The organism is Allobosea sp. CRIB-10 (assembly GCF_900112185.1).
Classification (GTDB): Bacteria; Pseudomonadota; Alphaproteobacteria; order Rhizobiales; family Beijerinckiaceae; genus Allobosea.
The window spans coordinates 19,701-40,854 of record NZ_FOKP01000013.1; the positions used below are offsets into that span (position 1 = coordinate 19,701).

General features: G+C 67.5%; 24 protein-coding genes. 14 read left to right on the forward strand and 10 right to left on the reverse strand.

Translation table 11 applies throughout. The features are described 5' to 3' along the window. Positions 1-54: 54 nt before the first annotated feature. Positions 55-936, forward strand: coding sequence for a LysR substrate-binding domain-containing protein (locus BMZ69_RS16770; protein WP_244543409.1), 882 nt, complete (start codon positions 55-57; stop codon positions 934-936). 181 nt (positions 937-1,117) lie between these two features. Next, positions 1,118-1,702, forward strand: a complete 585-nt coding sequence (locus tag BMZ69_RS16775) for a DUF6647 family protein (protein ID WP_092158602.1) — start codon at positions 1,118-1,120, stop codon at positions 1,700-1,702. Between the two features lie 94 nt (positions 1,703-1,796). On the opposite strand, the gene rpsI is transcribed toward BMZ69_RS16775, so the two are convergent. The 3 genes from rpsI to BMZ69_RS16790 all read right to left on the reverse strand — a co-directional run bounded on the left by rpsI (position 1,797) and on the right by BMZ69_RS16790 (position 3,328). After that, a complete protein-coding gene (gene rpsI, locus BMZ69_RS16780; protein ID WP_092158604.1) occupies positions 1,797-2,276 on the reverse strand; it encodes a 30S ribosomal protein S9 in 480 nt (159 codons plus the stop codon). A 2-nt stretch (positions 2,277-2,278) separates the two neighbouring features. Continuing rightward, positions 2,279-2,740, reverse strand: coding sequence for a 50S ribosomal protein L13 (gene rplM, locus BMZ69_RS16785; RefSeq protein ID WP_092158606.1), 462 nt, complete (start codon positions 2,738-2,740; stop codon positions 2,279-2,281). Between the two features lie 171 nt (positions 2,741-2,911). Further along, a complete protein-coding gene (locus BMZ69_RS16790; protein WP_092158860.1) occupies positions 2,912-3,328 on the reverse strand; it encodes a PaaI family thioesterase in 417 nt (138 codons plus the stop codon). A gap of 106 nt (positions 3,329-3,434) precedes the next feature. Here BMZ69_RS16790 and BMZ69_RS16795 point away from each other — a divergent pair, with 106 nt between their 5' ends. Continuing rightward, positions 3,435-4,241 (forward strand): enoyl-CoA hydratase, encoded by an 807-nt coding sequence (locus tag BMZ69_RS16795; protein ID WP_092158608.1) that lies wholly within the window; start codon positions 3,435-3,437, stop codon positions 4,239-4,241. 68 nt (positions 4,242-4,309) lie between these two features. Here the strand turns inward: BMZ69_RS16795 and BMZ69_RS16800 are convergent, their stop codons facing one another. Beyond that, positions 4,310-4,750 carry a hypothetical protein gene (locus tag BMZ69_RS16800; RefSeq protein ID WP_092158609.1) on the reverse strand — a complete coding sequence of 147 codons (441 nt, stop codon included), beginning with the start codon at positions 4,748-4,750 and terminating at the stop codon, positions 4,310-4,312. A 155-nt stretch (positions 4,751-4,905) separates the two neighbouring features. On the opposite strand from BMZ69_RS16800, the gene BMZ69_RS16805 reads away from it, so the two are divergent. From BMZ69_RS16805 to BMZ69_RS16820, 4 genes are all read left to right on the forward strand, one after another. Beyond that, on the forward strand, positions 4,906-5,436 hold the full coding sequence (locus tag BMZ69_RS16805; protein WP_092158610.1) for a CoA-binding protein: 531 nt from the start codon (positions 4,906-4,908) through the stop codon (positions 5,434-5,436). A gap of 65 nt (positions 5,437-5,501) precedes the next feature. Next, complete coding sequence (locus BMZ69_RS16810) at positions 5,502-6,476, forward strand: Bug family tripartite tricarboxylate transporter substrate binding protein (RefSeq protein WP_092158611.1); 975 nt, start codon at positions 5,502-5,504, stop codon at positions 6,474-6,476. 12 nt (positions 6,477-6,488) lie between these two features. After that, complete coding sequence (locus tag BMZ69_RS16815) at positions 6,489-7,712, forward strand: FAD-dependent oxidoreductase (RefSeq protein WP_092158612.1); 1,224 nt, start codon at positions 6,489-6,491, stop codon at positions 7,710-7,712. 72 nt (positions 7,713-7,784) lie between these two features. Then, positions 7,785-9,062: an O-acetylhomoserine aminocarboxypropyltransferase gene (locus BMZ69_RS16820; RefSeq protein ID WP_092158613.1), complete on the forward strand. Its 1,278-nt coding sequence runs from the start codon at positions 7,785-7,787 to the stop codon at positions 9,060-9,062. Between the two features lie 12 nt (positions 9,063-9,074). Here BMZ69_RS16820 and BMZ69_RS16825 read toward each other — a convergent pair whose 3' ends face one another. Both BMZ69_RS16825 and BMZ69_RS16830 read right to left on the reverse strand, forming a co-directional pair. Further along, positions 9,075-9,617 (reverse strand): chlorite dismutase family protein, encoded by a 543-nt coding sequence (locus tag BMZ69_RS16825; protein WP_092158614.1) that lies wholly within the window; start codon positions 9,615-9,617, stop codon positions 9,075-9,077. Positions 9,618-9,660: 43 nt separating this feature from the next. Further along, the gene (locus BMZ69_RS16830; protein WP_244543410.1) at positions 9,661-10,725 is read right to left on the reverse strand and encodes a COX15/CtaA family protein; all 1,065 of its coding nucleotides are present in this window, start codon (positions 10,723-10,725) and stop codon (positions 9,661-9,663) included. A 129-nt stretch (positions 10,726-10,854) separates the two neighbouring features. Here BMZ69_RS16830 and BMZ69_RS16835 point away from each other — a divergent pair, with 129 nt between their 5' ends. After that, a complete protein-coding gene (locus BMZ69_RS16835) occupies positions 10,855-11,061 on the forward strand; it encodes a DUF2842 domain-containing protein (protein ID WP_092158616.1) in 207 nt (68 codons plus the stop codon). Positions 11,062-11,345: 284 nt separating this feature from the next. Here BMZ69_RS16835 and BMZ69_RS16840 read toward each other — a convergent pair whose 3' ends face one another. Continuing rightward, positions 11,346-12,401 carry a polysaccharide deacetylase family protein gene (locus BMZ69_RS16840; RefSeq protein WP_092158617.1) on the reverse strand — a complete coding sequence of 352 codons (1,056 nt, stop codon included), beginning with the start codon at positions 12,399-12,401 and terminating at the stop codon, positions 11,346-11,348. Between the two features lie 115 nt (positions 12,402-12,516). On the opposite strand from BMZ69_RS16840, the gene BMZ69_RS16845 reads away from it, so the two are divergent. Continuing rightward, entirely contained in the window at positions 12,517-13,752 is a 1,236-nt protein-coding gene (locus tag BMZ69_RS16845; protein WP_092158619.1) for a GNAT family N-acetyltransferase, read from the forward strand. A 71-nt stretch (positions 13,753-13,823) separates the two neighbouring features. Next, entirely contained in the window at positions 13,824-14,195 is a 372-nt protein-coding gene (locus BMZ69_RS16850; RefSeq protein WP_092158621.1) for a GFA family protein, read from the forward strand. 65 nt (positions 14,196-14,260) lie between these two features. On the opposite strand, the gene BMZ69_RS16855 is transcribed toward BMZ69_RS16850, so the two are convergent. Continuing rightward, positions 14,261-16,438 (reverse strand): GumC family protein, encoded by a 2,178-nt coding sequence (locus tag BMZ69_RS16855; RefSeq protein WP_175506838.1) that lies wholly within the window; start codon positions 16,436-16,438, stop codon positions 14,261-14,263. A gap of 187 nt (positions 16,439-16,625) precedes the next feature. Here BMZ69_RS16855 and BMZ69_RS16860 point away from each other — a divergent pair, with 187 nt between their 5' ends. The 4 genes from BMZ69_RS16860 to BMZ69_RS16875 all read left to right on the forward strand — a co-directional run bounded on the left by BMZ69_RS16860 (position 16,626) and on the right by BMZ69_RS16875 (position 20,231). Then, complete coding sequence (locus BMZ69_RS16860; protein WP_092158862.1) at positions 16,626-17,183, forward strand: polysaccharide biosynthesis/export family protein; 558 nt, start codon at positions 16,626-16,628, stop codon at positions 17,181-17,183. Positions 17,184-17,209: 26 nt separating this feature from the next. Then, positions 17,210-18,373, forward strand: coding sequence for a glycosyltransferase (locus BMZ69_RS16865; protein ID WP_092158864.1), 1,164 nt, complete (start codon positions 17,210-17,212; stop codon positions 18,371-18,373). Between the two features lie 122 nt (positions 18,374-18,495). Next, complete coding sequence (locus BMZ69_RS16870) at positions 18,496-19,866, forward strand: sulfite oxidase (protein ID WP_092158623.1); 1,371 nt, start codon at positions 18,496-18,498, stop codon at positions 19,864-19,866. Positions 19,867-19,871: 5 nt separating this feature from the next. Further along, complete coding sequence (locus BMZ69_RS16875; protein WP_092158624.1) at positions 19,872-20,231, forward strand: hypothetical protein; 360 nt, start codon at positions 19,872-19,874, stop codon at positions 20,229-20,231. Between the two features lie 15 nt (positions 20,232-20,246). Here BMZ69_RS16875 and mdtI read toward each other — a convergent pair whose 3' ends face one another. Both mdtI and BMZ69_RS16885 read right to left on the reverse strand, forming a co-directional pair. Further along, positions 20,247-20,585: a multidrug/spermidine efflux SMR transporter subunit MdtI gene (gene mdtI / locus BMZ69_RS16880; RefSeq protein ID WP_092158625.1), complete on the reverse strand. Its 339-nt coding sequence runs from the start codon at positions 20,583-20,585 to the stop codon at positions 20,247-20,249. Continuing rightward, positions 20,582-20,938, reverse strand: a complete 357-nt coding sequence (locus tag BMZ69_RS16885; RefSeq protein ID WP_092158626.1) for a DMT family transporter — start codon at positions 20,936-20,938, stop codon at positions 20,582-20,584. Before BMZ69_RS16885 ends, mdtI begins: the two co-directional genes overlap by 4 nt. Positions 20,939-21,154: the final 216 nt, after the last annotated feature.

The following is a 21,154-nucleotide window of genomic DNA, read 5'->3' on the forward strand; positions in this document are numbered from 1 at the left end:
AGTTATCGTCGCGTCGAGGCCTAGAAAATCTAGGCCTAGCCACCGGTACCGAGCATGCCCGTCAAACCGCCCCGCCCAGCCTTGCCGCCGCTCAATGCGCTGCGTGCCTTCGAGGCGGCGGCGCGGCTCGGCAGCTTCTCGAAGGCGGCCGAGGAGATCGGCGTTACGCAAGGCGCGATCGCCCAGCAAATTCGGCATCTCGAAGCCTTCCTCGGGCTGACCTTGTTCCGGCGGCTGCCGCAGGGCGTCGCGCTGACCGAGGCTGCGCAGGAGGCAAGGCCGCGGCTCAGCGCCGCCTTCGATGCGCTCGCCCTCATCGTGCAGGAGCTCAAGGCGAGCCATGCCGGCCGGGCGCTCACCATCGCCGCCCTGCCCTGCATCGCCCAGCTCTGGCTGTCGCCGCGCCTGCCGGCTCTGCAGCAGGCCTTTCCCGGGCTGGCCATCTCGATCAACGCGATGGAGGAGCCCCCGACAGGTCGGCACGACAGTTTCGACCTCGCGCTGTTCTACCTCGCCAAGCCGCCGGCCGGTTCGCTCGCGCTCGACGAAGACAGCCTGTTCCCGATCTGCACCCCCGCCCTCGCCGGCAAGCTGCGGACGCCAGTCGATCTCGCCGGCCAGACCCTGCTGCACGACGCCGTCTGGCGCGGCGACTGGGCGCGCTGGCTGCGCCATGCCGGCATCGACGGGATCGATCCCGGCCGCGGCCCATCCTATTCGCTCTATGCGCTGGCGCTCGATGCCGTGCTCGGCGGCGCCGGCATCCTGATCGGCCGCAAGAGCCTGGTCGCCCCCTATCTGGCCGACGGGCGGCTGGTCGCGCCCTTCGCTGAGGAGCGCCCAACCGGAGACAAGCTGACCCTGCTGTTCCCACCGGCTGGCAAGCCGCATCCGCGGCGGGCCGATGTCGTCGCCTGGCTAGAAGCCAACGGCTGATCCGCCCGTTGGCCACCGGTGCACGCCATGGCTGAAGGATGATGCAGCAGGAGCGGGCAAGTCGGTAGGGATCGCCTCCGGAATCTGCTACCTTTCGAAACAGGCGACCCTCGCGTGAAGCACACGCTGTGGCCCCGAGGGCCAGTATCGCAATTGACGGCAATTTCTCCGGACGACTGCCATGAAAGCTGTCGGACGCTGTCTGATCGCGAGCGCTGCCGCGCTCGTGTCATCCTTGCCTCTCGAAGCCTCGGCACGCGACGAGACGATCGAGCGCCTGCGCCTCGGCTCGGGCTTCGAAATCGTCATCGGTGAGAGGCAGGCCGATCCGGGAGGACAGCTGCTGGAAGCCCTGGCGATCTGGGTCGGCGCGAAGCTGGGTCAGCCGGTGCCCACCTCATTGCCGATGCTCGTCTTCAAGTCGCCCGAGCAAATCGCCGTGTTGCGGTTCAGGCAATATGCGTCCGAAATGGCGCAGCAACAGGATCAGCCAAATATCATCTCGATCTACGATGCGCGCGCGAACATCATCTATCTGAGAGACACATGGAAGGGCGCGACGGCAGCGGATCTGTCCGTCCTGGTTCACGAACTGGTCCATCACTTTCAGGAAGTGCACCAGACGAAGTTCGAATGCGAGGCAGCGCGCGAGGCCAAGGCTTTCGAGCTGCAGGAGAAGTGGCTGCGGCTATTCGGGGAATCACTGGAAGAGGAATTCCAGATCGATCCGTTCACACTCCTGGTCAGGACATCCTGCGCGATGTGAGACCGGCATTTTCCGCGTCGGCAGCAATCTGTGAAAAACGAAAAGGGGCGGCATTTCTGCCACCCCTCTGAACGAATGTTCCGTCTGGCGCCGATCAGCGCTTCGAAAACTGGAAGCTGCGGCGGGCCTTGGCCTTGCCGAACTTCTTGCGCTCGACCACGCGCGAGTCGCGGGTCAGGAAGCCTTCCTTCTTGAGCGGGCTGCGCAGCTCCGGCTCATAATGGGTCAGGGCCTTCGAGATGCCGTGACGAACCGCGCCGGCCTGGCCGGAGAGGCCGCCGCCCTTGACCGTGACGACGACGTCGTACTGGGTCATGCGGTCGACCAGCATCAGCGGCTGCTGCAGGATCAGGCGCAGCACCGGACGGGCGAAATAGACTTCCTGGTCACGGGTGTTGACCGTGATCTTGCCGGAACCCGGCTTGATCCAGACGCGGGCGATGGCGTTCTTGCGCTTGCCGGTGGCATAGGCGCGGCCCTGCGCATCGACCTTCTTGACATGGACAGGAGCCTCGGGCTGGACGCCCTTGGCGACCTGACCGAGCTGCTCGAGAGACTGGAGAACCTCAGCCATGGTCAGACCCTCGCGTTCTTGCGGTTGAGCGCCGCGACGTCGAGCGCCTCGGGCGACTGGGCGGCGTGCGGATGCTCGGCGCCCTTGTAGACGCGCAGATTGCCGAGGATCTGGCGGAAGAGCGGACCGCGCGGCAGCATGCGCTCGACAGCCTTCTCGACGACGCGCTCGGGGAAACGGCCATCCAGCAGGAACTTGGCGGAACGCTCCTTGATGCCACCCGGGAAACCGGTGTGGTGGTAGTAGACCTTCTGGTCGCGCTTGCGACCGGTCAGCACCACCTTCTCGGCGTTGATGACAATGATGTTATCGCCGCAGTCGACATGCGGGGTGTAGGCGGCCTTGTGCTTGCCGCGCAGACGCATCGCCACCAGGGAGGCGAGACGGCCGACGACGAGCCCGGAGGCGTCGATCACAACCCACTTCTTCTCGACATCGGCGGGCTTGAGCGAGATGGTCTTCATCGCGGCACCCTTCGGCTGCTTGAAAAAAGGACAAGCCGCCGGCAGGCCGGCGGCGGTGTGGGCGCTGGATAGGCGGCTACCTGATAGATGTCAAGCAGAGAAAATGCGCGCCCCTGGCCAAAAACGCATTGTTTTCATACCGATACGCAAAGAGGTATCAGGATACCATAATTATCTTTCTGCCGGGATCGAATAGGTCCCCGTCGCATGGCAGACCATCTCGGCGTCACCTTGCGAATAGAGGCAGACCTCGCCGACGGCGAGGCGCTTGCCGAGCTTGAGCAGTTTCGCCTCGCCGATCAGCGCCGCCTGCCCCGGCTTGCGCAGGAAGTTGTAGTTGAGGCTCGTGGTCACCGCGAGCGCGACCGGGCCGATCTGGGCGAGGATCGCGACATAAAGCGCAAGATCAGCCAGCGCCATCATGGTCGGACCGGAGATGGTGCCGCCCGGCCGCAAATGCTTCTCATGGTAGTCGCAGCGCATGCGCGCGAAGAGCGGCCCGACCTCCTCGACGAAATAGGTGCGGCCGCCATAATGGAGCTGCGGGAAGACCTGATCGAGATAGGCCTCGATCTCGGCGGCGCTCATGCGGGTCGTCATCGTGCGGAAAACCGAGGGCTGATCGGACGTTAGTCCCCTTGCAGCACGGCACCCGGCTTCCGACAATAGGACAAACAGCGAAAGGCCTGTCGCCATGAACGCCCATGCCAGAGCGCAGATCCTGCTGCGCGAGGATGCCGATGGCATCGCGACACTGACCCTGAACCGGCCCGAGGCGCGCAATCCGCTAAGCGAGGCGATGCTGGCGGCGCTGTCGGAAACCTTTGCTGCGATCGCCAACGACCGCAGCGTGCGGGCAGTGGTGCTCGCCGCCGCCGGGCCGGTCTTCTCTGCTGGACACGACCTCAAGGAGATGAGCGCGCGCCGGGCCGATCCCGATCGCGGCCGCGCCTATTTCGCCGATGTCCTCGGCCGTTGCTCCGGAGTGATGCAGCAGATCACCGCCCTGCCCCAGCCGGTGATCGCCGCGGTCGAAGGCACGGCGACAGCTGCCGGCTGCCAGCTCGTCGCGAGCTGCGACCTCGCCGTCGCCGGGCAAGCCGCGCGCTTCTGCACGCCCGGCGTCCATATCGGCCTGTTCTGCTCGACGCCGATGGTGGCGCTCTCGCGCAATCTCTCTTCCAAGCACGCGATGGAGATGCTGCTGCTCGGCGAGATGGTGCCGGCGCAGGAGGCGGCTCGGATGGGCCTGATCAACCGGGTCGTGCCGGCAGGGGAAGCGCTGGCAGAAGCGAAGCGGCTTGCGGCGGTGATCGCCTCGAAATCGGCGACGACGGTGAAGGTCGGAAAGCGCGCCTTCTACGAGCAGCGCGAGATGGGGCTGAAGGCGGCCTATGACCACGCCTCGGCGGTGATGGTCGAGAACATGCTGGCGCGCGATGCCGAGGAAGGCATCGGCGCCTTCATGGAAAAGCGGACGCCGGACTGGCGCCACAGCTGAGCGGGCGGGCTCGCCCCGCGACAAGCCCGCCATCGAGAATGGACGCCTATGCGCCTATGGCCGCATGCTCAGATGCCGAAGAGCGGGATCGGTTCGTTCTGCGTCCGGGCCGGTTCGACTTCGGCGGGCGCCGTGCGCTGTGCATGCTCATCCGCCGGCAATTGTAGCACGGTCGCCATCTGGCCTTCCGAAAGGTTGGTCAGCAGCACGATCTGGCCATTGGGCAGTTCGATCGCATCATGGTGGGCATAGGGCTTGTCGAGATCGACCTGGCGGAAGCGCGCCACCGTCGCCCCGAGGCGGCGATGCGGCAGGAAGCCGATCGCCCTGTCGCATTCGATCTCGGAGGCGAAGGCCAGCTCGGTGCCGGGCAGCACGCAGACCGCGACGTTCGGCTCGCCGGCGGCGCAAAAGCCCCTGGTGCTCGATCCGATGAAGCTGGTGGATTTGAGGACATCGCCGACTTTGGCAGGAGTCGACATCACATGGTGCAGACTGTAGTCGCACATGGCAGACCCTCCTCGCTGATGAAGAGCGGGATTTGCTCTCCCCTCTCCAAGATGGGGAATGCGCTTGCCGACGCTATGTTCCAGGCGTCGGCGCGCCTTCGCCGTCGATTCAGGAACGCTGGGCAACAGGTTCAATTCGCTGGGATTTTGGCTCCGTGAATCATGACGCTTACGACGATGCGCTCATTCGCCGCATCCTGCGCGAGGTGAAGACCGTGGCGCTGGTCGGCGCCTCCGCCAACGAGGCGCGCCCGAGCTGGATCGTAACCAAATATTTGCTCGATCGCGGCTATGACGTGATGCCGGTCAATCCCGGCCTCGCGGGGCAGACGCTGCTGGGCAAGACCGTCTATGGCTCGCTCAAGGACATCCCCGGCCCGGTCGACATGGTCGAGATATTCCGTAACTCGGAAGCGGCGGGGCCGATCACCGACGAGGCTCTGAGCCTGGACCCGCTGCCCAAGGTGATCTGGATGCAGCTCTCGGTGCGCAATGACGAGGCTGCCGCCAAAGCCGAGGCCAAGGGCGTCACCGTGATCATGAACCGCTGCCCGAAGATCGAATATGGCCGGCTCTCCGGCGAGATCGGCTGGCAGGGCATCAATTCGCGCATCCTCTCGGCGAAGAAGCCGGTGCTCGCCGGCAAGGGCTTCCAGAAGCTGACGATCAACCGGCCGGGGACGTAAGGCCCCTTCCACCCAGCCGGACGATCGCTAATCTCGCCGCTCCCGCTTTCTGCTGGAGAAGGCCGATGCCTACTCTCGATCGCCGCACCGTCCTTCTCGCCGGACTTGCGAGCGCGCTCCGCACGAGGAGCGCCCGCGCTGCCTTTCCCGAGCGGCCGATCCAGCTCGTCGTGCCCTTTGCGCCGGCGGGCGGTACCGACATCGCGGCGCGCCGGCTCAGCGAGACCCTGGCGCGGCAGCTCGGCCAATCCGTGATCATCGACAACCGGCCGGGCGCCAACGGCATCGTCGCCGGACAGGCCGTGGTCAAGGCACCGGCCGACGGCCATACGCTCCTCGTCGCGACCGCGGCCAGCTTCGCCGCCGCCCCGGCGCTCGGGCAGAAGCTGCCCTATGACGTCGAGCATGACTTCGTGCCGGTCGGCATGCTCGGCCTGTTCCCGCTGGTGCTGAACGCGTCACCAACCCTGCCGGTCTCCTCGCTCGCCGAATTCCTCGCTTACGCCAAGCAGCGCCCCGGCCAGCTCAATTTCGCCTCGGCCGGGATCGGCGGCACCAACCACCTCGCCTTCGAGATGATCATGCAGGCGGCCGGGATCAGGCTGGCGCATGTGCCCTATCGCGGCGCCGGGCTCGCCGCGGCGGACCTGATGTCGGGCCAGGTCCATGTCATGATCGATAGCCTCGCGGCCAGCCTCGGCAATATCCAGGGCGGCAAGGTGAAGGCACTCGCCGTCACCACCGATGCGCGCCAGCCACAATTGCCCGAGCTGCCGACGCTCAGGGAACAGGGCGTCGACCTCGTCTATCCCGGCTGGGCCTCGATCGTCGCGCCGGCCGGCATCGCACCGGATAGGCTGCTCGTCCTCAGCACCGCGATCAACGCGGCGATCGCCGATGCCGAGCTCGTCGCCCGCTATCGCGAGCTGGTGATCGAGCCCGTCCCATGGAGCCCGCAGGAGACCGGCGCCTTCATGACCCGCGACCGCGCGATCCTGACCGAGCTGGTGGCGAAGACCGGGATCAAGCTGACCGAATAGGCGGAGGCAGGCATGCGCCAGGAGAACACGACCTGCTGCATCGCCGGCGGCGGCCCGGCCGGGATGATGCTCGGTTTCCTGCTGGCGCGCGCCGGCGTCGAGGTGACCGTGCTGGAGAAGCACGCCGACTTCCTGCGCGACTTTCGCGGCGACACCATCCACCCCTCGACCATGCAGGTGATGCACGAGCTCGGCCTGCTCGACGAATTCCTGAGGCTGCCGCATGTCCGGGAGGACGACCTCGTCGCCCGCTTCGGAGCTGAGGACATCACCGTCGCCGATTTCAGCCATCTGCCGGTCAAGGCGCCCTTCATCGCCTTCATGCCGCAATGGGACTTCCTCGATTTCCTCGCCGATCACGGCCGGGCCTATCCGACTTTTCGGCTACTGATGCAGACCAAGGCCACCGAGCTCATCGAAGAGAACGGACGTGTCGCAGGCCTGAACGCGGAGGGGCCCGACGGCGCGCTGGAAATCCGCGCCGACCTCGTCGTCGCGGCGGACGGCCGGCGCTCCGATCTCCGCACCGCCGCGGGTTTAAGCCCTACCGAGCTCGGCGCACCGATGGATGTGCTGTGGTTCCGGCTGAGCCGCCGAACGGACGAGCCGGCGCAGGCCTTCGGGCAGGTCGCGGCGGGGCGCTTCTTCATCCGGCTCAACCGCGGCGACTACTGGCAATGCGCCTTCGTCATCCCGAAGGGCTCGCTGGAGCGCCTGCAGGTCGCCGGGCTCGACGCCTTCAAGGCCGGGCTGCTCGCGCTCGCGCCGGAACTGACCGATCGGACCGGCGAACTGGCCTCATGGGACGACATCAAGCTGCTCTCGGTCGCGGTCGACCGGCTGGAGCGCTGGTGGCGGCCGGGGCTGATCTGCATCGGCGATGCCGCGCACGCGATGTCGCCGATCGGCGGCGTCGGCATCAACCTGGCGATCCAGGACGCCGTCGCGGCCGCCAATCTCCTGGCCAAGCCACTGCGCGAGAAGACACTGGCTGATGCCGATCTCGCCGCCATCCAGAAGCGGCGCGAATGGCCCGCCAAGCTCACGCAGGCCGCCCAGATCGCGATCCAGAACCGGGTGATCACGCCGCTGCTCGCAGCGGACAAGCCGATCGTACCACCCTGGCCGCTCAGGCTGCTGCAGCGCTTCCCGCTGCTGCGACGGTTGCCGGCCCGCATGGTCGGCATGGGGGTGCGGCCAGAGCATGTCGGGCCGGAGCTGGCGCCGCGCCGCTGAATTGACGCTTCGCAGAGCGTTCGTTAAACCGAACAAGACCGTTTCACGATCAGAATTGTCAGGGAGCACGCCATGTCAGACCGCGCACCGGGTTTCCATACGCTCGCCGTCCATGCGGGCGCTGCTCCCGACGCCGCCACCGGCGCGCGCGCCACGCCGATCTACCAGACGACCTCCTTCGTCTTCGACGATGTCGACCACGCCGCATCGCTGTTCGGGCTGCAGGCCTTCGGCAACATCTATACCCGCATCGGCAACCCGACCAATGCGGTGCTGGAAGAGCGCGTCGCGGCGCTGGAGGGCGGCACGGCCGCTCTGGCGGTAGCCTCGGGCCACGCGGCCGAGTTCCTGTGCTTCCATGCGCTCATGCAGCCGGGCGACGAGTTCGTCGCCGCCAAGAAGCTCTATGGCGGCTCGATCAACCAGTTCAACCATTCCTACAAGAACTTCGGCTGGAACGTGATCTGGGCCGATTCCGACGATCTGGAGGCCTTCGCCGCGGCTGTGACGCCGAAGACCAAGGCGATCTTCATCGAGTCGATCGCCAATCCCGGCGGCGTCATCGTCGACATCGAGGGCATCTCGAAGATCGCGAAGAAGCACAACATCCCGCTGATCGTCGACAACACGATGGCGAGCCCCTATCTGATCCGCCCGTTCGAGCACGGCGCCGACATCGTCGTGCATTCGGCGACCAAGTTCCTGGGCGGCCATGGCAACTCGATCGGCGGCCTGATCGTCGATGGCGGCTCGTTCAACTGGACCGGCGACGAGCGCTACCCGATGCTCTCCAAGCCACGGCCGGAATATAACGGCATGGTGCTTGGCGAGACCTTCGGCAATTTCGCCTTCGCGATCGCGACCCGCGTGCTCGGCCTGCGCGACATGGGCCCGGCGCTCTCGCCCTTCAACGCCTTCATGATCCTGACCGGCATCGAGACGCTGCCGCTGCGCATGCAGCGCCATTGCGAGAACACGATCAAGGTGGCGACGCATCTGTCCAAGCACCCGGCGGTCGAATGGGTGAACTATGCCGGCCTGCCGGACAACAAGTACCACGCCCTCGCCCAGCGCTACTGCCCCAAGGGCGCCGGCGCGGTCTTCACCTTCGGCCTCAAGGGCGGCTACGACGCCGGCGTCCAGCTGGTCTCGAAGCTGTCGCTGTTCTCGCACCTCGCCAATATCGGTGATACGCGCTCGCTGGTGATCCATCCGGCCTCGACCACCCACCGCCAGCTTTCGGACGCGCAGAAGACCGCGTCGGGCGCCGGCCCGGAAGTGGTGCGCCTGTCGATCGGCATCGAGGATGTCGAGGACCTGATCGCGGACCTCGATCAGGCGCTGGCGTGACGGGCGAATGCGTCAGGCCTCCAGCGCCAGACGCAGTTCGACCTCAGCCTCGACATAGTCCCATTCACGCGTGGCCCGCAGCCGCGCGGTCATCGCCCAGAAGTCGGCCTCGTGCTCCGGCGCGAACTCGAACCATGTCAGGAAGTCGAAGCGCTCGTCGAGATCGCGCGAATGGTGCAGGCGGCGGGCCACCGCCGGCAGCGCCGTGAGGCCGATCCGGGTGTGATGCGAGGTTTCCTCGAAGATGGCGCGCCGCTCATCCTGCGCGAGGACCCACCAGGCCGGCGATTTGCGGATCGGGATCAGGACCGCCTGACTGGCCAACGGCCGCGCCAGAGCCGGTTGGAGTTGCGCGAGCGTCGTCACCTCCGAGCGTGTCGCATAGCGGGCGTTGCTGATCGCGCCCCGCAAGCGCCAGGTCGCGGCCCCCGAAGGCTCGCCCTCGGTCATGAGCAGCCGCCTGACCTCCGGCAACGGCTCGCCGCGGATCGCGCGGATATCACGCACACGCCATGGCCCGACGTCGCCACCCGAGAACACCACGATCCTGCTCATCGATAGGCCTCAGCTCGAAACCGCCTGCGGACGGCCCGAGACGTCAAGCAAGCTGCGTGCCTGCCGAGAGGCGCGTCACGTGCACCACGCCCATCGCCAGCACGGTGAAGCCGAGCGCCTGATGGGCGAGCCCGGCCCAGAGCGGCACCACCAGCAGCAGCGTCACGATGCCGAGCGCAGACTGCGCCAACACCAGACCAGCAATGGCAGTGGCGCGCTTGGCGCCGCCTGAGCCCGGCGCGGCGCGGCGCAAACTCAGCATATGCCAGAGCGCGAAGGCGAGGAGGATGTAGGCGCCGATGCGGTGGTTGAACTGCACCAGCGCGACATTGTCGACGAAGTTCTCCCAGAAAGGCGTGCCGGCGAACAGTGTCGAAGCCGGCGGAACCAGCGCCCCGTCCATCAGCGGCCAGGTGTTGAAGGTGAAGCCGGCCTTGGAGCCGGCGACGAGCCCGCCGAGCGCGATCTGAACGAAGAGCAAAAAGAGCAGGAACCAGGCGGCACGCCTGCCCCAGGCCGGCTCGATGCGACGCAGCGGAGTGAGCCAGGTAGCGAAGGCGATGATGCTGGCGAAGAAGAAGCCGGCGAAGATCAAATGCAGCGTCAGCTTGACCGGCGCGACCGCGATCATGCCGGGCTGCAAGCCCGAGGCGACCATGATCCAGCCGATCGTGCCCTGCAGGCCGAGCAGCAGGCCCATGCCGAACAGGATCGCGGTTTCGCGCCAGGGCATCGAGCGCCGCAGTAGCACGACGAGGAAGCCGGCAAGGTAGAGCAGGCCGATGAAGCGGCCGAGCTGGCGATGGCCCCATTCCCACCAGTAGATGAACTTGAAGTCGGCGAGCTGCATGCCGGAGTTGAGGAGTTGGAACTGCGGGCTCAGGCGATATTTCTCGAATTCGAGCGCCCAGGCGGCATCGGAGAGCGGCGGGATCGCGCCGGTGACCGGGCGCCATTCGGTGATCGAGAGGCCGGAGCCGGTCAACCGCGTCGCCCCGCCGACCACCACCATGACGAAGACGAGGAAGGCGACGGCCCAGAGCCAGCGGCGGATGCCGGCATGGCCGGTGGCGGCCGGAACGGCAGGCTGATCGAGCGCGATCGTCACGGCGGGGGGACCTCGGGTCGCAGGCGGCGGAGTTGATTGCGCTTCACAAGCGCGGCGGCGGGTGACAGATAGTCCGCCCGCAAGACCTGAACAACGCCCGCAATGCCGCAGCCCGGACTGACAATCGCCATGAGGCAGACCCATCGCAAGCTCATCGGCACGGTCGTGATGATCGTCTTCGTCTGCGTCTACGCGCTCGTCGCCATGGCGCTGGCCCAGGGGCGGATCACCGAGGCTTCGAAGCCGGTGCAGACCATCGCCTATATCCTGCTCGGACTGGTCTGGGTGCTGCCGCTGCTGCCGCTGATCAAGTGGATGGAGCGGAAGGACGGGTAGCGAGGAGGCTCCGGCAGGCGCGACGCTCTCCTCCTCCTCCCGGATGGGCCTCTCTGCGAAACGCTGGTCGCATCGCCTCCTCCCTTCCCCCTTGTGGGGAAGGGTATGGGGATGGGGGGCGAACGACCGGGCGAGCGATGGCTTGTAGAAGCGGATCAGCCCGATTTCCGGCGAATTCGCTCCGACTTTGCGCCCCCCACCCCTGCCCCTCCCCACAAGGGCGAGGGGTTCGCGCGCCCTTCCTCAACTCGTCGAGGAATCCATCCAGGAGAGGCTTCCTCGCGCTAGCCGACGCTCACCTTCCGCCCCCGATTCCACACAAGGAACGGCAGCCCTGACAGCAGCGCCCTCAACGCCGCCTCACTCTGATGCAGGCCGTTGAGCGAGATGCGCGGCAGCGCGTGCAGATGCGCGGCATGCTCGGCAAAGAGATGCCCCGGCCGCGTCGTCACGGCGCTGGCGAAGCCTGCCTCCTTCGCCAGCGCGAATTCGCGCGGCCCGGCCGAACCGGGATCGCCGACCGGATAGGCGAAGTGGCGGATGGGCGCCTCCAGCACGTCCTCCAGCCAGGCCTTGCTCTCGACGATCTCGCGACGCGCGACCTCCTCCGAGTGCTTGGCCAGAATCGGGTGGTTGAGCGTATGCGCCCCGATGGTGACGCCGGGCGCGCCGGCGAGCGAGCGCAGCGTCTCGGTCGGCAGGCATTCGCGCTCGACCAGTGCGACAGGGTCGATGCCGGCCTGCCGACCGAGATCGGAAATCGCCGAGAGCAGAATCGCTTCCGGGCCTTTGCGCAGACGCCAGTAGAGCCGGTCGAACGCCGCCAACTTCTCGGCGTCTGTTCCGGCCGGAGCCGCGAAGCGGCCATCAGGCAGATCGAGCGCGATGCGCGGCAGCGCCCGGATCGCCTCCTCCAGCTCCAGCCACCAGAGCCGCGCCGTTCGCTCGGCAAAGCCGCGCACGACATAGAGCGTCCACGGCACGCTATGTTTCGCCAGCACCGGCCAGGCATGGTCGAGATTGTCGCGATAGCCGTCGTCGAAGGTCAGCGCGACGAAGAAGCGGCCGGGCTTGGGATCGGCCAGCCGCGCCAGCGCCTCGTCGAGCGAGACGATGTCGTAGCCCTCGGCCCGGATCAGGGTCAGCACCCGATCGAGGAAATCAGGCGTGATCTCGAGCAAACCGTTCGGGCGAAAGCCGGCGGCGGCCGGCGCAGGGCGGACATGGTGCAGCGTCAGGATCGCGCCCTTGCCCTGGGCGAGCCCCCTGCCCCAGCGATCGGCGCCCGTCGTCGCGATGGCCGCGAAGGCGGCTGAAAAAGCCTTGTGGCGCAGGCTCATGCCCAGCGTCTCCGAGAGATCGATTCAACCCTTCGCTAACGCTGTTTCGCGATGGCGTCATGCAACGTCCGCGACAGTGGCAGGTCCGTTCACAATGCCGGGTTAAGGAACGGGCATGTCCGCCGTCGCCGACCGCGCAGCAAGCATGCCCGTCGCCCCTGCCTCGCGGCAGGACGCGGAGGCGCGTGCCTGGGCCAGGGTTCGGGCCGGCAGCGACCTCGCCGCTCTTGAAGCCGATTGGCGCGCGCTGGAAGCGGACGCGCTGGTGACCCCTTACCAGGCCTATGACTGGGTCAGGCCCTACACCGAGACGATCGGGCGGGCCGAGGGCATGGCGTTCCACTTCGTCCGGGTGGAGAATGACCAGGGCGGGCTGCTCGCGCTGTTCCCGCTGGTGATCACGCAGCGCTTCGGCACGCGCTTCGCCGAGTTCATCGGCGGCAAGCATGCCAATTATCACATGGCGCTCTACCGGCCGGATTTCGCCGAGGCACTCGATGCCGCGGCGACGCAAATGCTGCTGCGGGAGATCGGCGCGGCGATCGGCGGCATCGACGCGCTGTTCCTGATCAACCAGCCGACAGACTGGCAGGGCATCGCCAATCCGCCGGCGCGACTCGCCGCCGGGCAGAGCCCAAGCCGCGCCTACAAGCTCGCTCTGGAGCCCGGCGACTGCGAGGGCACGCTCCGGCGCTCGATGAGCAAGCATGCCCGCAAGAAGCTGACGACCAAGCGCAACCGCTTCGCCGAGTTCGGCCCGTCGGAACTGGTCCAGGCACGCAGCGACGCCGAGATCGAGCGCGTGCTCGATGCCTTCCTGGCGCAGAAGGCCGCACGATTCGCGCAGATGGGCGTGCCGGACCCGTTCGCAGCCCCTGCGATCCGCGCCTTCCTGCGCGAGGGGACGATCGCTCGGCCGGGCCGGCCGCCGGCGATCGAGCTTTACTCGCTCGACCTCGATGGCCGCTCGGTCGCGACCTATGTCGGTGCCGTGCAGGGCGCGCGCTTCTCCGGCATGGCAACCTCCTTCGACCTCGGCTCCGAGGCGGCACGCACCAGCCCCGGCGAGATCCTGCTGGTCGAGCTGATCAAGCGCAAATGCCAGGCCGGCCTCACCATGTTCGACCTCGGCGTCGGCGAGGCCCGCTACAAGACGACGATCTGCGACGACAGCGACGAGCTCGTCGACACCTTCTTCCCGCTGACGGCGAAGGGACGCGCCTATGCCGGCTACAGCCAGGCCAAGCGGGCGCTGAAGCGGCGGATCAAATCCTCGCCTCTCGCGCTGAAGATGGCGCAACGCGTCCTCGGCTTGCTGCGGCGACGCAAGCCGGCGGAGTCGGACGAGTAGGCCGCTCCTGACATAATCCTGACAGGCGGTCGGATTTGATGGCCCCGCGACATCCTAACGGAGCGGGCGAGATGACGACCATCAGCGGCAGCTGCCATTGCGGCGCGACGAAGTTCGAGGTGCTGGAACCGGTGACGGAGGTCACCGCCTGTACTTGCTCGATCTGCTCCAAGCGCGGCGCGCTGTGGAGCTATCACAAGCCGGCACAGTTCCGATTGCTGACGCCGCGTGAAAGCCTTTCGACCTATCGCTGGCAGAGCCGGATGGTGGCGCACCATTTCTGCGGCAGCTGCGGCTGCACCACCTTCACGGAAACACCGGACTGGTCGAGCGCAGAGCCCGATTTCGACAATCCGAAGGTCGCCGTGAATGCGCGTGTGCTCGACGATTTCGATCTGGCCGCCGTCCCGGTCACGGTGATCGACGGCAAGAACCTCTGGTAGGCCAGCTACCGCTTTGCCAGAGCGCCGGATATCCGTGACGTGGTTTCCACTTTTCGGTCCGGTGCTCAGGCCGGCACCGGGTCCTTGTCCTGCGAGACCAGGTCGATCTTCTCCGGCGCGTCGAGCATGACGAGCGCGATCGGGGCGCCGGTCAGGTCGGTCAGCCGGTAGGCGGCCTCGACCGCGTGGCCATTGCCGGCGTGGCCGGCCATCACCAGCGCGCCCTGGGCACGCGCCAGCAGCGGCGAGAGCACTTGCGCCTCGTCGGTCGATGCGGTCGCGACCAGCACCCAGTCATAGGTTTCGCAGAGCGCGTCGAGCGCGACATCGACGATGTCGGGGGCCGCCAGCACCGCCGCACGCCCGGCCCGGCCGGGCGCGATCTCATGCAGACGCGAATCCTCCTCGCGGGTGATGATGTCGGAGAACATCGCCTCGCCGGCGAGCAATTCGGAGAAACCGACCCGGTCGCGGCTGTCGCTGGCGAGATCGACCAGGATGCAGCGGCTGCGCTCGGAGAGGAGCTGGGCCAAAGCGCGCGGAGAAGCGTCGTCCGGCTCAGCGCCGTCGAGCACCAGGACGAGAGGCGCATGGCCCTCGCTCGCCTTGTTGACGCAAGCGGTGAGGTCAGAGAGACCGGCCTCGGCATCGGACAGGTCGAGATGGAGCTGGCCGATCCGCCCGCCATGCGTCAGCAGGCCGGCAATGCGCTCGCGGCGGCGCGGCGGCGGCGCAGCGGTCTCGGCGTCGTCCTCTTCGGCCTCGGGCTGGCCGACGGCGGGCTCGACCCGGCCCCGCGCCTTGCGCAGCGGCCTGTCATCGGCCGGTGCCGGCGAGCCGCCGTTGAGGAGCTCGCGCGAGACCACGGCCGCCAGCGCGACCAGGAAGGTCGCCAGCGTCGCGACGAGTATCGTCGGCAGCTTCTTCGGGAAGGAGGGCGTGGTCGGCTCGATGGCGCGCGAGATGATCCGCGCATCGGCGGGCGCGGCATTCTGGGCGTCGCGGGCGAGCGCCTCGCGATAGCGCAGCATGTATTGCTCGAGCTGCTCGCGCTGGGTGCGTGCCTCGCGCTCGAGCGCACGCAGCTGGACCTCGTCGTCATTGGCGCCGGAGGCGGTCTTCTTCTGGCCGTCGAGTGCGGCGGTGACGCTCTCGACGCGCTGGCCGGCGATCTTGGCCTCGTTCTCCAGCGTGCGCACGGCGCGCTCGGCGGCGGCGCGGATCTGGCTTTCGAGATCGGCGAGCTGAGCGTTCAGCTCCTTGATGCGCGGGTGCTCCGAGAGGAGGTTGCGCGACTCGAGCGCGAGCTGCGCCCGCAGATTGACGCGCTGTTCGATCAGCCTGCGGACGAGGTCGTTGTTGGCGACATCGGGAATTTCGAAGGTGCGCCCGGCCTTGATCGCATCGCGGATGATCGACGCCTTGGCCTGCGCCTCAGCCTGCTGACTGCGCGCATTGGAGAGCTGCGTCGAGAGATCGGCGAGCTGCTGGGCGGTGATGGTGGTGTTGTTGGCGCCGACGAGCAGGCCGTGGCGGGAACGGAACTCCTCGACCCTGGCCTCCGATTCCGCCAGCTTCTTGCGCAGCGGCTCGATCGTGGTCGAGAGCCAGGAGGAAGCGCTGCGGGCGGTGTCCTGCTTGGCCGCCTCCTGCATCTCCAGATAGACGGCGGCGATCTCGTTGGCGGCCTTGGCCGCGAGCGCCGGATCCTGCGAGGTGAATTCGATCGAGACGATGCGCGAGCGCCCGACCGGATAGACCAGGAGCCGGTCGTAATACTTCTCCAGCACCCGCTCCTCCGGGGAGCGGTCGGCAGGATGCGCGCCGATGCCGAGCAGGACGCCGACCTTCTTCAGCGCGCCGAGCGCGCCGGCGCCCGAGTCGAACTCCGAATTGCCGACCAGGCCGATCCGCTTGATCGCCTCGCGCGCGAGGTCGCGCGACATGATGACCTGGACCTGGCTTTGCACGCCTTCGGCATCGAATTGCTGGCCTGAGGTCTCCGACACCGCCTGCCCCGGCCGGGTGTAGAAACTGTCGCGGTTCTCGAGCAGCAGCCGGGCCTCGCCGGTATAGCGAGGCGTGACCATGTTGACCGCAACGAAGGACAGGCCGAGGGCGGCCAGCGTCGGCCCGATGATCCATAGCTTGCGCGCCTTGATCGCGGCCCAGAGAGCCGGCAGGTCGAGCAGGTCGGAGCGGCTTTCGCCGGCGGCCGCAACGGTGTCGTAGCGAGCGGTCATGACGCTTCCATTCACGCAAAACTCTCGCGCCCCACGGAAGAGACGCAGCGTCATCAGAGCGCATTAAGGTTAGTGGCAGGTTAAAGCACCGACGCCGCCGCCCAAGGCCATGAGGTCGACGATCAGCTTTTGTTAACCATGTCGGACTAACCCTACAGACAGATTCTGAAGGGTCCCGCCGGTGATGATGAGTAGACATCCCGTCTGTCTGGCGCTTGCCGCCGCGCTCGCCTTGACCGGCTGCGCGCCACGCATCGTTGCGCCGGAGTTCGCCGTCGAGACCGCGGCGCCCTATCAACTCGCCAGCGGCGACCGGCTGCGCGTCATCGTCTTCGGACAGGACAATCTCTCGAACATCTACGCGGTCGACGGCTCCGGCCGCATCTCCATGCCGCTGATCGGCGCGGTCGAGGTTCAGGGTCGCACGACGCAGCAGCTCGAGCGCGCGATCGAGGGACGCCTGCGCGCAGGCTATCTGCGCGAGCCGAAGGTCTCGGTCGAGGTCGACGCCTACCGGCCGTTCTTCGTGCTCGGCGAGGTCACCAATTCCGGCCAGTTCCCGTTCGTGAACGGCATGACGGTGCAGACGGCCGTGGCGATCGCCGGCGGCTTCACGCCGCGCGGCCAGCGCGACTATGCCGAGGTCACCCGGCTGATGGACGGCCAGCTCGTCACCGGCACGGTGCCGATCACCTATCCCGTCAGGCCCGGCGACACGATCGTGATCAAGGAACGTTGGTTCTGACCGCACCTGCCCGGGACTTCGCGATCATGCCCGCCGCAGCCAGCTCTGCTCCCTTGAGGATCCTGCACGTCTTCCGGGCGCCGCTCGGCGGGCTCTTCCGCCATGTGCTCGACCTCGCCCGCGGCCAGATCGCCCGCGGCCACGCCGTCGGCATCTTCTGCGACTCGACGACCGGCGGGCCCCGCGCCGACCAGGTCTTCGCCGAACTCGAGCCGCAGCTTTCGCTCGGCGTCACCCGCGTGCCGATGTCGCGCTATCCGAGCGTCACAGACATGCGTGCGCAAGCAGCAGCGGTGTCCACGCGCAAGCGGCTCGCCCCCCAGATCGTGCACGCCCATGGCTCCAAGGGCGGCGTCTATGCCCGCCTGCCTGCCCTGGTCTCGCCCGGGCGCAGCTACGTCACCGCCTATACGCCGCATGGCGGCAGCTTCAACTACAAGCCCGGCAGCGCCGCGCACCGCATCTACATGACGATCGAGCGCCTGCTCGAGCCGGCAACCGACATGTTCCTGTTCGAGAGCGCCTTCATCGCCGGGCGGTTCGAGGCGCATGTCGGACACAAACCGCGCACCGACCATCGCATCGTGCTGAACGGCGTCTCGGAGGCCGAGTTCGAGCCGATCGACCATGCGCACGCCGCGTTCGACCTCGCCTATCTTGGCGAGCTGCGCTCGGCCAAGGGCGTCGACACGCTGATCGAGGCGCTCGCGCTGCTGAAGCGCAGGGACGAGTTGACGCCCCGCATCCTGATCGTCGGCTCCGGACCGGACGAGGCGCTGCTGCGGCAGATGACCGTCGACCAGGGCGTCGCCGCCCAATGCGTGTTCGAGCCGCCGGGGCCGATCCGCGCCGCGCTCGCCAAGGCGCATGTGATGGTGATCCCGTCGCGGGCGGAATCGCTGCCCTATGTGATCCTCGAAGCAGCCGCGGCGGCGCAGCCGCTGATCGCGACAGATGTCGGCGGCATCAAGGAAATCTACGGCCCCGGGCATGCGCGCCGGCTGATCCGGCCGAACGACCCGACCATCCTCGCAGACGCCATGCGTGAGACGCTGGCGACCCCGCCGGCGGAACGCCTCGCCCAGGCTGCCGATCTCGCCTTGCACGTAAAGGCGAATTTCCGGCTCGACACCATGGTCGACGGCGTTCTCGACGCCTATCGGGCCGCGCTCGCCAGGCGCGTCGGCTGAAGCGAGCCGAGCGGCAGCCACTGATCGCCGGCCCGGAGCGGAACCTTACCGGTAGAATAATATTCTGCGTTCGCGCATCCTGCTCCAGGGTGCAGGATCAACGACGCCCACGGGAGGACAGCATGGCCAAGCAGGAACGGTCCCTGAGCGAACTTTATGGCGACGACCCGGAGCGGGGTGACGCTCTCGCCTTCGGCCGCCGTACCGATTCCTCGCGCCGCGGCTTCCTCGGCGGCGCCGGGCTCGCCGCCATGGGCGCCGCGGTGGGCGGCACGATCCCCTTCTCGGACACCATGCCAGGAGGACTGATTCCGGCCGCAATGGCGCAAAGCGCGCCGCCTGCGCCCCCCGCTCCGTCCGCAGGCCCGGCGGCCGCCGCGCCGAAGGGCCCGCAACTCCTCGACTTTCCCGGCAAGGCCAAGGGGCTGGTCCTGCTCGGCGACCGGCCGCTCGTCGCCGAGACGCCCGAGCACATGCTCGACGACGACACCACGCCGTTCGAGAAGTTCTACGTCCGCAACAATGGCCAGACGCCGGAGCCCTTCACCGAGGGCGACGCCTGGGAATTGACCATCGACGGCGAGGTCAACACGCCACTGAAGATCAAGCTCGGCGAACTCAAGCAGAAGTTCACGCACAAGACCTTCCGCATGGTGCTGGAATGCGGCGGCAATGGCCGCTCCTTCTTCCAGCCGCAGGCGCGCGGCAACCAGTGGACCAATGGCGGCGCCGGCTGCGCCGAATGGACCGGCGTGCCACTCGCCGACGTGCTGCAGAGCGCCGGCCTGAAGTCGACCGCCGTGCACACCGGCAATTACGGCGCCGACCAGCACCTCTCCGGCGACGCCACGAAGGATGCTATTTCGCGCGGCGTGCCGATCGCGGCGGCGCTGGAACCGCATGCGCTCCTGGTCTGGGGGATGAACGGCCAGCCGCTGCCGGCTATCCATGGCGGGCCGCTCAGGGTGATCATCCCCGGCTTCCCGGCCTCGGTCTCGCATAAATGGCTGAAGCGGATCGCGATCCGCGACAGGGTGCATGACGGCCAGGGCATGGGCGGCACCTCCTATTCGGTCGCGATCAAGCCGATGATCCCCGGCGGCAAGACCGACGATGCGAACATGCGCACCATGACCGACATGCCGGTGCGCGGCATCATCACTAACCCCGCCAACGGCACGCGCCTGCCCGCCGGCACACGCAAGCTCGCCTTGCGCGGCGCCGCCTGGGACGGGCATGAGGGGGTCTCGCGCGTCGATGTCTCGATCGATTTCGGTGCGACCTGGCAGCCGGCCAAGGCGGCCGAGCCGAAGAACCGCTATGACTGGCGGCGCTGGACGACCGAGGTCGAACTCCCCTCGGACGGCTACTACGAGCTCTGGGTCCGCGCCACCGACAGCAAGGGCCGGGCGCAGCCGCATGTCGCCGGCGGCTGGAACCCGCAGGGCTACGGCGCCAACCCGATGCACCGGGTCGCGGTGCTCGTCGGGTGAGCGTCATGATCGCACGCCTCCGCCGCGCCGGGCTCATGCTCGGCGCGGGACTTCTCCTCGCCGCGCCCGCGGCGCTGGCGCAGGCCCCTGCCCCCGCGGAGGAGACGCCGGAGATGTTCCCGGCCGGGCCGAACCGCGACGAGGCCTTCTATGCCTGCATCGCCTGCCACAACTTCAAGCTGGTCGCGGCGCAGGGGATGAGCCGCGAGAAATGGGGCGAGACGCTCGACTGGATGGTCACCAAACACAACATGCCGGCCCTCGCCACGGAGGAGCGCGGCAAGGTGCTCGACTATCTCGCCGAGGTGTTTCCGCCGAAGGCGCCATCCCAGCAGGGCGGGTGGAAGAACCCGTTCCTGAACTGAGGCGGCGCCCTGCGGTCAGAACAGCTTGAGCGCGACGACGCCGGCGACGACCAGCGCGATGCCGAGCCAGCCGGCCGGGCGGATGCGCTGGCCGAAGGCGAGCGCGCCGACCACGGCCGTCAGCACGAGGCCGACGCCGCCCCAGACGGCGTAGGCGACCGAGAGGTCCATGCCGCGGATCGCCTGCGCCAGGGCGGCGAAGGCACCGACGACGCAGAGCACGCCGAGGGCGCCGACGAGCCGGCGCTTCAGCCCGTCGGAGATCTTGAGCAGGCTGGTGCCGATCACCTCGAGGGCGACGGCCAGAGCGAGCCAGGCAAGCGCGAAGGTTTGCGCTGAGGCAGCGAAGGTCACACCAGCCTCCGCTCGTCCTCCTCAGAAGCGTCGTGACCGACGCCGCGTTCCAGCAGCACGATGCCGCCGATGATCAGGGCCAGCGCGAGGATGCGCGGGACCGTCAGATGCTCGGCGAAGAAGGCATGGCCGATCAGGGCGATGCCGACGATGCCGAGGCCTTCCCAGACCGCATAGGCGACGGCCATGGGGATGACCCGCAGGGCGACGCTGAGCAGGGCGAAGGACAATCCGATCAGCACGAGCGGCAGGACCGCGACGAGGACCGGGCCCGCGACGAAGGCCTTCAGCGCCGACGTCGCAAGCAGCTCAACGGCGATGGCCGCGAGCAGGATCAACCAATGAAAAGACATAAGTCACACAAGGGCGCTGGCCCGGGGCGCAGACGGCGCGGGTGCGGCGACTGCGGGGTGCGCATCGTTAGCGTTTAAGAGACGATGTTCGAGATGAAAGGAGCGCTCAGGCTTTCGCCGGAGGCCAGCACACACCTACGCCCAAATCACCGGAAATACCCGGGGGCAAGGTCAACGAAATATGTGCTTCTCAGACACTCATCGCCGTCTCAGATG